The 12,507-nt window shown below is 65.6% G+C and carries 11 protein-coding genes; 4 read left to right on the top strand and 7 right to left on the bottom strand.

All coding sequences use genetic code 11. The features are described from left to right. Positions 1–91: 91 nt before the first annotated feature. From VK98_RS08075 to VK98_RS08045, 7 genes are all read right to left on the bottom strand, one after another. Positions 92–1,699, bottom strand: coding sequence for a methyl-accepting chemotaxis protein (locus VK98_RS08075; protein ID WP_048413547.1), 1,608 nt, complete (start codon positions 1,697–1,699; stop codon positions 92–94). Positions 1,700–1,887: 188 nt separating this feature from the next. Beyond that, complete coding sequence (locus VK98_RS08070) at positions 1,888–3,279, bottom strand: DUF2252 domain-containing protein (protein ID WP_053077286.1); 1,392 nt, start codon at positions 3,277–3,279, stop codon at positions 1,888–1,890. 304 nt (positions 3,280–3,583) lie between these two features. Further along, the gene (locus VK98_RS08065; protein ID WP_048413546.1) at positions 3,584–3,967 is read right to left on the bottom strand and encodes a hypothetical protein; all 384 of its coding nucleotides are present in this window, start codon (positions 3,965–3,967) and stop codon (positions 3,584–3,586) included. 129 nt (positions 3,968–4,096) lie between these two features. Beyond that, complete coding sequence (locus VK98_RS22715) at positions 4,097–4,519, bottom strand: DUF2214 family protein (RefSeq protein ID WP_053077285.1); 423 nt, start codon at positions 4,517–4,519, stop codon at positions 4,097–4,099. 95 nt (positions 4,520–4,614) lie between these two features. Continuing rightward, positions 4,615–5,091, bottom strand: coding sequence for a WbuC family cupin fold metalloprotein (locus tag VK98_RS08055; protein WP_048413545.1), 477 nt, complete (start codon positions 5,089–5,091; stop codon positions 4,615–4,617). Positions 5,092–5,214: 123 nt separating this feature from the next. Beyond that, positions 5,215–6,474 (bottom strand): glutamate-5-semialdehyde dehydrogenase, encoded by a 1,260-nt coding sequence (locus VK98_RS08050; RefSeq protein WP_048413544.1) that lies wholly within the window; start codon positions 6,472–6,474, stop codon positions 5,215–5,217. Positions 6,475–6,558: 84 nt separating this feature from the next. Continuing rightward, positions 6,559–8,160, bottom strand: a complete 1,602-nt coding sequence (locus VK98_RS08045; RefSeq protein WP_048413543.1) for a mechanosensitive ion channel family protein — start codon at positions 8,158–8,160, stop codon at positions 6,559–6,561. Positions 8,161–8,533: 373 nt separating this feature from the next. On the opposite strand from VK98_RS08045, the gene VK98_RS08040 reads away from it, so the two are divergent. Genes VK98_RS08040 through VK98_RS08025 form a run of 4 tightly spaced genes read left to right on the top strand, consistent with a single transcriptional unit; the run spans position 8,534 to position 12,359 of the window. Then, complete coding sequence (locus VK98_RS08040; protein WP_048413542.1) at positions 8,534–9,526, top strand: sulfate ABC transporter substrate-binding protein; 993 nt, start codon at positions 8,534–8,536, stop codon at positions 9,524–9,526. A gap of 4 nt (positions 9,527–9,530) precedes the next feature. After that, positions 9,531–10,388 carry a sulfate ABC transporter permease subunit CysT gene (cysT, locus tag VK98_RS08035; protein WP_048413541.1) on the top strand — a complete coding sequence of 286 codons (858 nt, stop codon included), beginning with the start codon at positions 9,531–9,533 and terminating at the stop codon, positions 10,386–10,388. 1 nt (position 10,389) lies between these two features. Then, a complete protein-coding gene (cysW, locus tag VK98_RS08030; protein WP_048413540.1) occupies positions 10,390–11,286 on the top strand; it encodes a sulfate ABC transporter permease subunit CysW in 897 nt (298 codons plus the stop codon). Further along, entirely contained in the window at positions 11,283–12,359 is a 1,077-nt protein-coding gene (locus VK98_RS08025; RefSeq protein ID WP_048413539.1) for a sulfate/molybdate ABC transporter ATP-binding protein, read from the top strand. The genes cysW and VK98_RS08025 overlap by 4 nt, the downstream gene beginning before the upstream one ends. The last annotated feature ends 148 nt before the right edge of the window (positions 12,360–12,507 follow it).

The following is a 12,507-nucleotide window of genomic DNA, read 5'->3' as shown; positions in this document are numbered from 1 at the left end:
CGGCAAAAAGCCCCGGCGAGACGGGGCTTGGGGAAATGCGGGGAGGGGAAGGCTTGGCCGCGGTTCGCGGCCTGCGGCCTGAACGGAACCCTTACAAGCGGAAGCGGCCCACGGTCTGCTGCAGGGTGTCCGCCTGCTGATCGATGGCGCGCACCGCGTGCACGGCGTTGCTGACCGAATTCTGGGTTTCCTCCACCACGCCGGCCACCTGTTCCACATTGCCGGCGATATTGGTGCCGGCCTGGCTTTGCTCGCCCATCGCCACCACCACGTTGTGCACGTGCTCCAGCGCCTGGCTGGCCTGCTTGCTGATGGCGTCCAGGGTCTGGGCCGCCTGCTGCACCTGCTCGACGCCGCCTTCCACCGCCGGACGGATTTCGTCCATATGCTTGGACACGCTGCCGGTTTCGCTGACCACCGCCTGCACGATGGTGGAGATTTCGTCGGTGGCGGCGGCGGTGCGTTCCGCCAGCTTGCGCACCTCGTCGGCCACCACCGCGAAGCCGCGGCCCATTTCGCCGGCACGCGCGGCTTCGATCGCCGCGTTCAGCGCCAGCAGATTGGTCTGGTTGGCGATGTCGCGAATGGTTTCGGCGATGCCGCTGATGTTGCGGGTGCGTTCCGCCAGCTTGCCCACCATATCGCTGGCGTCATGCACCTGGCCGGCGATGTTGCGGATGCCGTCGGCGGCCTGGGCGGCCAGCGATTCGCCCTGGCGCGCCAGCTCCACGGTGTCGCGCGAGCCGGATTCGGTGTCGCGGGCGCTGGCGGTGACGTGATCTATGCTCACCGACAGCTGTTCGATGGCGGCGGCGGCGGAGCTGGTGGAGGAGCTGGCCACGCCGGAGACGTCGTGCACCTTGTCCATGTCGCTGGAAAGCTGGCGGCTGGCCTGGTTGATATTGGTGGCGGCCAGGCGGATCTCCTCAATCATCTGGCGCAGCTTCAGCTGCATTTCGCGCATCGCCGCCAGCAGGCTGTGCGGCGGGCCCTGCACCGCGATGTCGGTGCCCAGGTCGCCGTCGGCGATGGCCTTGACCACCTGCGCCGCGTAATTGGGATCGCCGCCCAGCGATTGCATGATGCTGCGGGATACCAGCAGGATCAGCGCGGCCAGCGTGATCATGCCGATGCCGGCGATGATCAGCAGCGTGCGCGCCTGGCTCCAGAACAGCTGGTCGATGTCGTCGATGAAGATGCCGGTGCCCACCATCCAGCCCCAGGGGTCGAAGCGCACCACGCCGTTGAGCTTGGGAACCTCTTCCTTGCTGCCCTTGCGCGTGGTCTGGATGGTCACCAGGCCGTAATGGTCTTTCTGCAGCGCTTCCTCGTACACCGCCACCGTGGTGCGGCCGTCCGGCAGCGTGCTGCCCATGTCCACCTTGCCCACCCGGTCCTTGTTGGGGTGGAACATCACCACGTTTTGCGGGTTGCGGCCGAAGAAGTAGATGTCGTCCACCTTGAGCGCGTTGAGCGCGGCGATGGCTTGTTTCTGGGCGTCGGCGCGCGGCAGGCCTTTTTCTTCCAGTTTCTGGAAGTGGCTCATGGTGCCTTCCGCCATGCGCAGCAGGTGGGTGATTTGCTCGCGCTTTTCCTGGCCCAGCGTGGCGCGGGTGGAAAGCAGCGCCACGGCCGCGATGCTGAGCAGAGCCAGCAGGCTGGCCGCCATGATGATGAACAGTCTGGTATTGACCCGCATGATGTTCGCTTTTCGAAGGTGGATGTCTGATTGTGGGCTGTCGGCCCTGTCTTTGCCGGCGGCAAGGACAGGGCCGGGATTATCGCCTGTTCTAGTATGGTTTTATGACATTACAAGCAACAAGATCAAGGGTTTGGTATTAATACGGAAGGATGAACGCCGCCGGCGGCGGCGTTGCGACGGGGTTTTCAGTCGTGGACTTGCAGTCGGCCGCTGGCGATGGCGGCCTTGAACACCTGGTAATCGGCTTCCACCTGGTCGGCATAGGCCAGCGCGTAGCCGGCGATGGCCTGGTCCAGCTTGTCGCTGTCGCCCACATAGCCGGCCAGTTGGGCGGCCTGGCCGCCGGATTTGGAGTGGGCGCGCGCCAGCGCCCAGGCGCAGGCCTGGCCGTAGGCGGTCAGCGCTTCCGACGTGACGAAGGCCTCCAGCGACGGCGCCGCCTTCATGTCGCGCAGCTGGCGCACGTAGAAGTGGCGGCCGGCCGGGCCGGTGGTCCAGCCCAGGAACAGGTCGCTGGCCGCCTGCATCAGGCGCTGGCCGAACACCACGCGCTTGCCCTGGTGGCCATGCACGCAGGCCTGGGTGTAGGGCTCCAGCACCGAGGGACGCGCCTCCTTCAATTGCAGGAACAGCGGCTGGTCGAAGTTGTCTTGCAACAGCATCACCAGACAGCGGGTGCCCACGCTGCCCACCCCCACCACCTTGAACGCGCAGTCCACCAGCCGGAAACGCTCCAGCAACTGGCGGCGGTCTTCCTTCAGCGTGTCGATGTAGTTGTCCAGCATCGGCTTGACCAGCGCCTCGGCGTCGTCGGTGGACAGCCAGCTGTCGTCGTTGTCCAGCAGGGTGTTCTTGTCGTGCAGATGGAAGATCACCGGCGGGTTGTCGCGCAGGCGCAGCGTGCCGTCCTCCAGCTCCGTCATCTTGGGCAGCAGCTTTTCCTGGGTCTGGTGCCTGGCCTTGTCGGACAGCTTGAGCATTTGCTGGCGGATGGCGTCGGTGGGCGCGCGCTCCAGCAATTGCTCGAAGCCCACCTTGGTGTACCACAGCTCCAGCTGCCCCATGCGCGCGTACTCGTTGACGCGGCGCCGGTAGACCTCGCTGGCGCGGCACACCATGTCCCGCGCCTGGCTTTCGCTAAAGCTCTGGCCGCGCGCGGCCAGCACCAGGCTGACCGCCAGCCGTTTCAAATCCCATTCCCACGGGCCGTGGTGGGTTTCGTCGAAATCGTTGATGTCGAAGATCAGCTGCCGCTCGGGAGAGGCGAAGAAGCCGTAGTTCATCAGGTGGGCGTCGCCGCAGATCTGCAGCTTCAGGCCGCTGGACGGGTTGGCGGCCAGGTCGGCGGCCTGGATCATGGCGAAGCCGCGGAAGAAGGTGAACGGCGAGACCTGCATCCGGCTGTAGCGCAGCGGAATCAGTCCCTGCACCCGGCCTTGGGAGGTGTGCTCCACCATGGCCACGACGTCGCGCGGCGCGCTGAGCCGGTTTTCCGCTTGCAGGGTGCGGGAGCAGGATTGGCGCAACGCCTTGCCGGCGGCGTAGTGCAGTTCGTACTTGGCGTGGTAATTGGACATGCGGGCTCCTGGGCGAAGATCTCCTGTCCAGTGTAACCGCTGGAGGATTTTTGTCAGCGGGGAAGCGGCGCCGGACCACGGCCGCGCTTATCCACAGACTTGTCCCCGTTTCATCCACATTGCGCACAGCGCGGCGGGCGTTTTAAAAGTTGTGCACAAGAGAGAAAGGCAAGCGGATGCAATCAAACCGGGCGTTTGGCGGAGCCACTTTATGGTTATCCACAGTGTTGTGCACAGTTTGCGCACATTTTCCACAGCGGAGGGGCCGCGGCCGGCGCTGTCCACAGCCCGGCCGGGGGACGGATCAGCCGCGTTGCGCGCAGTCGTTGACCAGCTTGCGCCAAGCCTTGCTGTAACTGAGGCCGTGGGTGTTCACCGTCAGCCTGCTGGCGTCGCCGTCCGGCCGGATGAGGATTTCCAGCCCGTCCTTATTGGTGGCGGGGTTGGTCAGGCGCACGGCTTCGCCGCGCTCTCCGCCGCGCTCGCGTTCGATGTATTCGCTGGGGATGCGCAGCTTGCGCATGCGCTCGTCCAGGCAGTTGGCCACGACGGGCGGCGGGGCCTTGGCTTTCAGCGTGGCGACCGGGTCGTTCAGATTGGCGAGAGCAGGCACCACCGCGCAGCTCAGGGCGACGCCGAGCGCGGTTTGCAGCAATAGGGATTTGCAGTGTTCGATCAGATTGGGCATGGCTTTAACTTGCAGAAGGACGACGTACCAGGGTTGGAAACGCCGCGTCGCGCGCAAGTTCGAGTTAGGCCGCTTGCAGGTGTTAAGGAGTTTGGGAACGGGGGAGGGAAGGGCGCCTTGGACCGGTCTTCAGCCGTGCAGCGCGGCGGACTCGCCGACGATGGCGAGCAGCAGCCAGATTTGCCAATGGCTGCTGCGCGCCAGCGAATCGGCGCCGCGCAGCTCCAGGCTGCGCTGGATGCGCAGCTGGCTTTGCCAGCGCATCAGGCCGCGCGAAGCGCGGACTTCCAGCAGCAACAGCGGGGCCAGGGTCAGCAGCTTGAGCATGAAGAGCGGTTGTTGCAGGCGGGCGGGGTCCAGCGACAGCAGGCCCAGCCCGCTGACGGTCCACAGCGCCAGCGCCAGCAGCCACCAGCGATGGCTGCGGAACAGCTGCGGGGTCTGGCTGGGGAATTGTTGCTGGCGCAGCAGGCCGGCGCGGCTCCAGAGCGCGGCCAGGCCTGCGCCCAGAGCCAGTAGATGCAAGCTTGCCAGCAGCCAATGCCACAACATGGTTCGCCTCCCGCCCCCAAGAGATGCCCTACACGGTAAACAGGGGCGCGGCGGCTGGCAAGCTTATTTGGTTCGCCGCTTGACCGGCTGCGGCTTTAGCCGCCGAAGCGCTGCCCAGGCTGGGCGCGGCGCAGGAAATCCAGCATGGCGGGCACGCGCTCGGAACCTTCGGCCGGGGACCAGGCGGCCAGGTTCTGTTCCTGCAGCGGCAGATAAGGGCCGTGCTTGACTTCGAACACCACGCTGCCCGGCAGCAGCGACACCACCGAGTGCCAGGTATTCGCCGGCATTTCGAACACGCGCGCGCCGTCTTCGCCCAGGCGGTGGCGGCCTTGCACCACGCCGGCATCGTCGAACACGATCACCTCGAAGGCGCCGCTGAGCGCGATCAGCATTTCCCAGCTGTGGTCGTGGCGGTGCGGGCGGACATAGGTGTCCGGCTCCATGGCGATGGCCAGGCGCTGGATCGGGTCTTCCAGCTGGGCGTGGAAATTCTGGTTGGCGCGCAGGCGCGGCGCACAGGCGGCTTTGGCCGATAGCGCGGCCAGGTCTTGTTGGTTCAGGGTCAGCATGGAATTGCCCGGTAGGGAAGCAAAGCAGCGATTATCAATGAAAACGCCGCCGGCAGCGAGGCCGGCGGCGTTGTTCGCGCCTGGGCGGAAACCGGCCAGAGGCCGGCTCCCCGGGCGGCGGAATCAGGAGCGGATCTGGCCGTCGCCCAGCACGATCCACTTCTGGCTGGTCAGGCCGGTCAGGCCCACCGGGCCGCGGGCGTGGATCTTGTCGGTGGAAATGCCGATTTCCGCGCCCAGCCCGTACTCGAAGCCGTCGGCGAAGCGAGTGGAGGCGTTGACCATCACGCTGGCGGAATCCACCTCGCGCAGGAAGCGGCGCGCGCGGCCGTAGTCCTCGGACACGATGGCGTCGGTGTGGTGGCTGCCCCAGTGGTTAATGTGTTCGATGGCGTCGTCCAGATCCTTGACCACCTTGACCGCCAGGATGGGCGCCAGGTATTCGCTGGCCCAGTCCTCGTCGCCGGCCGGCCGCACCTTGTCGCCCAGAATCGCGCGGGTGCGCTCGCAGCCGCGCAGCTCCACGCCTTTTTCCCAATAGGCCTCAGCCAGGCGCGGCAGGATGAATTCCGCGAAGGCGGTGTGCACCAGCAGGGTTTCCATGGTGTTGCAGGTGCCGTAGCGGTGGGTTTTGGCGTTCAGCGCGATGTCGAAGGCCTTGTCCGGGCTGGCGGTGTCGTCGATGTAGACATGGCAATTGCCGTCCAGATGCTTGATCACCGGCACCCGCGCCTCGGCGCTGATGCGGGCGATCAGGCCCTTGCCGCCGCGCGGCACGATCACGTCCACGTATTCCGGCATGGTGATCAGCTCGCCCACCGCGGCGCGGTCGGTGGTGGCCAGCACTTGAACCGCCTCGGCCGGCAGGCCGGCTTCGCGCAGGCCTTCGTGCACGCAGGCGGCGATGGCCTGGTTGCTGTGGAAGGCTTCGGAACCGCCGCGCAGCAGCGCGGCGTTGCCGGATTTCAGGCACAGGCCGGCGGCGTCGGCGGTGACGTTGGGCCGCGCCTCGTAAATGATGCCCACCACGCCCAGCGGCACTCGCATCTTGCCCAGCTGAATGCCGGACGGCCGGTAAGCCATGTCGCTGACCTCGCCCACCGGGTCCGGCAGCGCGGCGATCTGGCGCAGGCCTTCGGCGATGCCGGCGACGGTTTTCTCGTTCAAGGCCAGGCGGTCCAGCAGCGCCGGCTCCAGGCCGGCCTTGCGCGCCGCGTCCATGTCCTGGGCGTTGGCGGCCAACAGCTTGGCCTGGTCGCGCAGGATGGCGTCCGCCATCGCCAGCAGCGCGCGGTTCTTCTGCGCGGTGTCGGCGCGGGCCAGTTCGCGGCTGGCCTTGCGGGCGGCCTTGCCCGCCTGTTGCATATAGTCTTTGACGTTCATGTCTTTGAGTCCGGGATTGCAAAAACGTGTGGAATGGACCGAGAGTAAACCAAAGCGCGGAGAGCGGCCAGCCCGTAGCCCCGCTCAGGGGGCGGTATCGGGCGGCGCGGCCGGCGGGGCGTACCACGCGGCGGCCGGCACCACTACCGGCTGTTCCGGCTGGGCCACGAAGTTGGGCGACATGATTTGCACGCCGAACTCATTGAAGACGTCCTGAATCTGAGCGTGCAGCGCGTGGCGTCCCTCGGCCGGCAGCACGCCGGGGCGTAATTGCGCCTGGAGCTCGTATTCAACGTAGTAATCCTGCAAGCTCAGTTGCCGCACTTGCGGCGCGACGGCGGGGTCTACCGATTCCGCGCGCCGCGCCGCCAGTTCCAGCAGCGCCTGAACCTGCCGCCACGGGGTGTCGTAGCCTATGGTCACTTTGGTGCAGACCGCCAGGCCTTTGCGCCGCGAGTGGCGGCTGAGATTGACCACCTTGCCGCTGACCACCACCGCGTTGGGCAGGGTGATTTCATATTCGGCGCGCGTCTGGATTTTGGTGGACAGCGCCGAGAGCTCGGTGATCTTGCCTTCCACGTCGCCGATCTGAACATAGTCGCCAGGACGGAAGGCCCGCGAGTAAATCAGCACCAGCCCGCTCATCGCATGCGTCATGATGCCGGCCGATCCCAGGGTCACCATCAGGCCGAAGAAGACGCTGACGCCCTTGAAAGCATCGGAATTGGCGCCGGGAAGATAAGGGTAGGCCACCGTCAGCGCGAATAGCCACAAGACCCCGGAGGCGAGCCGCCGCGTAGCCCCCACGGTTTCCGAGTGCAGGCCGGGCAGTTCCAGCTGGCCGCGCTCCACCAGGGCGAACAAGGCGGCCAGGCCTTTGTTCAGCAAGCGGGTCAGCAGGAAGATGACGACTACCGTCACGAGGCCGGGCACCGCCGCCAACGTGCTGCTGGCGATGTCGGCCAGCAGCCGCATCAGCGAGCGTCCCAGTTGCTGGCCCCAGCTGCGGGTGTAGGGGAATTGCTTCAGCACAAAGGACAAGTAGACATAGCAGGCCATCAGGGCGCTGAGCACAGCGGTCAAATCCACCAGTCGCTGTTCCGCTCGGCGCAAGAGCAGCAGCAGATTGTAGCGAGAACCGCCGCCGCTTGAGGCGGCCAGCTTGCGCAAGGAGGCGCGTCTCAGCCGACTGATCAGCCAGAGCAGGCCGCCCAGCGCCAGCGTGGCCAACAGCGCCAGTGCGGCGGCGCGCAGCATATGGCCGGGCGAGCGTAGTTCCAGCGCTTGCAGCCGCACCTGATCCAGCCTTTGCCGCACTCGCTGGCCCGCTTGTTCCAGGCTGAGGAAATCGCCGGGGTCCAGGTCTTGCTCATAAAGCACGAACAGAGGCTTTCCGTTCAGGCTGAATTGCAGCGCCTTGACGCCATTCGCCTGAAGCGGCGCGGCCTGCACTGCTTGTTGCAGGTCCTCGCCGCTCAAGTTCTTGCCGCGTTCCAGCGCGCGGGCCACGCGCGCTTCCGGCGTTAGCGCGCCTTGTTTGGACAGCAGCAGCACGATGTCCTGATTGCCCACCGTCAGCGTGCGCGCGCTGTCTTCCGGGCTTGGGTTTTGTCTGGGTTCGGCGGCGGGCGCGACTGGGCTGTACAGGCAGAGCAACAGCAGGCAATAGCGGGCAAGGGTTGGCATCCGCATCCTCTTTGTCGAAATATTTTAATGTCATTACCTGGTTTCAGAGTAGCGGAAGCCGCCGCCGTTTTCATGGGAAGGCGATGAAGCGGTTTGCGTTCTGCCGCCGGTTGTCAGCGGCGGCACGATGAGCGCGCCTTTGAAAGGCTGTTCATAAGGTCTGTGACATCCACCCCCTTGGCTATTTGCGCCAAGTTCGTTTGGTTCGCGAGACGTGGCGCAGGCGCTAAAACGCGATGGGATGTCAGGGAAATGAGAGGGTCTTGTTAGATGATTGAGGGATAAAGGTATTTCACAATATTATTTATGGATATAACAGTCCTTGGGTATAGTCGGGAACATCGCCGATTACTCCTTAAGAAAAGGTCTGTCCATGAAGCTCCGCCTTGCCCTGGCCGCCCTGCTGCTGGCCGCGTCCGGCTCCGCGCTGGCCGACGCCACCCTGCTCAACGTGTCCTACGACGTGATGCGCGACTTCTACAAGGACTACAACCCGGCCTTCCAGAAGGCCTATAAGGCCAAGACCGGCGAAACCGTCACCCTGCAACAGTCGCACGGCGGCTCCAGCAAGCAGGCGCTGGCGGTGGCCAACGGCCTGGCCGCTGACGTGATCACGATGAACCAGGCCACCGACATCGATCTGCTGGCCGGCAAGGGCCTGCTGCCGGCCAATTGGGCCAGCCGTCTGCCCAACCACGCGGTGCCGTTTACCTCCACCATCGTGTTCCTGGTGCGCAAGGGCAATCCGCAGCAAGTGCGCGACTGGAGCGACCTGGCCAAGCCCGGCCTCAAGGTGGTGATCCCCAATCCCAAGACCTCCGGCAACGGCCGTTACAGCTATCTGGCGGCCTGGGGCTATGCCTTGAAGCAGCCGGGCGGCAACGAGGCCAAGGCCCAGGACCTGGTGGGCCGCATCTTCAAGAACGTGCCGGTGCTGGACGGCGGCGGCCGCGCCGCCACCACCACCTTCATGCAGCGCCAGATCGGCGATGTGTTGGTGACCTTCGAGAACGAGGCGGAAATGATCGCCCGCGAATTCGGCCGCGGCGGTTTCGAGCTGGTCTATCCCAGCCTGTCGGTGCTGGCCGAGAACCCGGTGTCGGTGGTGGACAAGGTGGTGGACCGCAAGGGCAGCCGCAAGCAGGCGGAAGCCTATCTGCAATACCTGTGGAGCCCGGAAGGCCAGAAGCTGGCCGCCGACAACTACCTGCGCCCGCAGGATCCGGCGGTGGCCAAGCAGTTCGCCGCCCGCTTCCCGGCGGTGAAGACTTTTACCGTGGCCAGCGTGTTCGGCTCCTGGGCCGCGGTCAATCAGAAGCACTTCGCCGACGGCGGCAGCTTCGACCAGATCTTCAGCAAGAAATGAGCGCATGATGGCGGCCAGCGGCTTCAATCTGATCAACAAGCGCCATTCGGTGCTGCCCGGCTTCGGCCTGTCCTTCGGCATTACCCTGTTCTGGCTGGGCCTGATCGTGCTGCTGCCCTTCGCCGCGCTGCTGTGGTCCGCGCACGGCATGGGCTGGGCGGCCTTTGTTGATGCGGTGGCCCATGAGCGCGTGATGGCCGCCATCCGCCTGTCCTTCGTCTCAGCCGGCATCGCCGCGCTGATCAATCTGCTGTTCGGCTTCCTGGTGGCCTGGGTGCTGGTGCGCTACCGCTTTCCCGGCAAGCGCTTGATCGACGCGCTGGTGGACCTGCCGTTCGCGCTGCCCACCGCGGTGGCCGGCATCGCGCTGACCACGCTGTACGCGCCCAACGGCTGGATAGGCCAATACCTGGAGCCGCTGGGCCTGAAAGTGTCGTTCACCCCGCTGGGCATCATCGTCGCGCTGACCTTCATCGGCCTGCCCTTCGTGGTGCGCACTGTGCAGCCGGTGCTGGAAGACCTAGAGCGCGAGCTGGAAGAAGCCGCCACCTGTCTGGGCGCCGGGCGCTGGGACATCTTCCGGCGCGTGATCTTCCCGGCGGCGCTGCCTGCCTTGATCACCGGCGGCGCAATGGCCTTCGCCCGCGCCACCGGCGAGTACGGCTCGGTGATCTTCATCGCCGGCAATATCCCGATGGTGTCGGAAATTGCCCCGCTGATCATCGCCGCCAAGCTGGACCAGTTCGATCAAAACGGCGCGGTGGCGGTGGCGCTGGTGATGCTGGCCATCTCCTTCCTGTTCCTGTTCGCCATCAACCTCATCCAATGGTGGGCCGCGCGCCGCTACGGCGCGGGTAAATGACATGCAAAGCCTGACCACTGAATCGCGCCTGGTGCGCTATCTGCTGACCGGCCTGGCCCTGGCCTTCCTGTTCCTGTTCCTGCTGGTGCCGCTGCTGGCGGTGTTCTGGGAAGCCTTCCGCAAGGGCTGGGATCTGTACCTGGCCGCGCTGACCGAACCGGACGCGCTGGCGGCGATCAAGCTGACGCTGACCGCCGCCGTGATCGCCGTGCCGCTTAACCTGGTGTTCGGCGTGGCCGCGGCCTGGGCCATCGCCCGCTTCGAATTCCGCGGCAAAAGCTTCCTGACCACGCTGATCGACCTGCCGTTCGCGGTGTCGCCGGTGGTGGCCGGCCTGATGTACGTGCTCTTGTTCGGCGTCAACACCGCGCTGGGCGGCTGGCTGCAACAGCACGGCCTGCAAGTGATCTTCGCCGTGCCCGGCATCGTGCTGGCCACCGTCTTCGTCACCTTCCCCTTCGTGGCCCGCGAGCTGATCCCTCTGATGCAGGCCCAGGGCGCGGACGAGGAGCAGGCGGCGCTGGTGTTGGGCGCTTCCGGCTGGCAGACCTTCTGGCGCGTGACCCTGCCCAACGTCAAATGGGGCCTGCTCTACGGCGTGATCCTGACCAATGCCCGCGCGATGGGGGAATTCGGCGCGGTGAGCGTGGTTTCCGGCCATATTCGCGGCCAGACCAACACCATTCCGCTGCACGTGGAAATCCTGTACAACGAGTACAACTTCGTCGGCGCCTTCGCTTGCGCTTCGCTATTGGCCTTCCTCGCCCTGGTGACCCTGGGCGTCAAGAGCCTGGTGGAGTGGCGGATGGCGCGACAGAGCGACGCCGCCGCGGAACGCAGCGCGGCCGCTCGCCTGGCCGCCGCCGGCCGCGCCATAGCCAAGGACCAGCCCGCATGAGCATAGAAATCCGCAATATCCGCAAGCAGTTCGGCGACTTCGTCGCGCTGGACAATGTCAGCCTCAACGTGGAGGCCGGCGAACTGCTGGCGCTGCTGGGGCCGTCCGGCTGCGGCAAGACCACCTTGCTGCGCATCATCGCCGGCCTGGAACAGCCGGATGCCGGGCAGGTGCTGTTTGCCGGCGCCGACGCCACCCACACCCACGTGGCCGAGCGCGAAGTGGGCTTCGTGTTCCAGCATTACGCGCTGTTTCGTCACATGACGGTGTTCGACAACGTGGCCTTCGGCCTCAGCGTCAAGCCGCGCAAGAACCGGCCCGGCAAGGACGAGATCCGCGACAAAGTGATGCAGCTTCTGAAAATGGTGCAGCTGGACTGGCTGGCGGACGCCTATCCAGGCCAGCTGTCCGGCGGCCAGCGTCAGCGCATCGCGCTGGCGCGCTCGCTGGCGGTGGAACCCAAGGTGTTGCTGCTGGACGAACCCTTCGGCGCGCTGGACGCCAAGGTGCGCAAGGACTTGCGCCGCTGGCTGCGCGACCTGCACAACGATATGCACATCACCAGCGTGTTCGTCACCCACGATCAGGAAGAAGCGCTGGAAGTGTCGGACCGGGTAGTGGTGATGGACCACGGCCACATCGAGCAAGTGGGCCGTCCGGACGACATCTACGAAAACCCGGCCACGCCCTTCGTCACGCAGTTCCTGGGCGATGTGAACCTGTTCCACGGCCGCATTGAGCGCGGCCAGTTGCAGATCGGCGGCTACGCTCATGCGCTGGAAGGGCTGAGCCTGGCCAGCGGCGACGAGGCGGTGGCCTATGTGCGCCCGCATGATCTGGACCTGTCGCGCCACGCCGACGGCGCGCTGGCGCAGGGCACGGTGGAGCATATCCACGCGGTGGGCCCCATTGTGCGGGTGGAGCTGGTGCAGGCCGACGGCCAGAGCATCGAGGCGGCGGTGAGCAAGGAGCGCTACCGCGAGCTGGGGGTATTGCCCGGCGACAGCCTGTACGTGACGCCGAAGAAGCTGTCGGTGTTCGCCAAACCGGAAGGTCAGGATTACGTGATCTGAGCGCTTGTCGTCTTCATTCAAAACGCCCCGGTTTCCGGGGCGTTTTTTGTTTGAACGATGGTTGGTCTAGCTTGTTGGTGGGTATCGCCTACGGCTCCACCCACCCTACAAATCCTCCTGCCGTAGGGTGGGTAGAGCGCAGCGATAC

Origin of the sequence: Chromobacterium sp. LK11, from assembly GCF_001043705.1 — a bacterium.
In the GTDB taxonomy this organism is placed as follows: domain Bacteria; phylum Pseudomonadota; class Gammaproteobacteria; order Burkholderiales; family Chromobacteriaceae; genus Chromobacterium; species Chromobacterium alkanivorans.
Note: the sequence above shows the minus strand (reverse complement) of the source record. Positions and strands in the feature narration are given on the sequence as shown.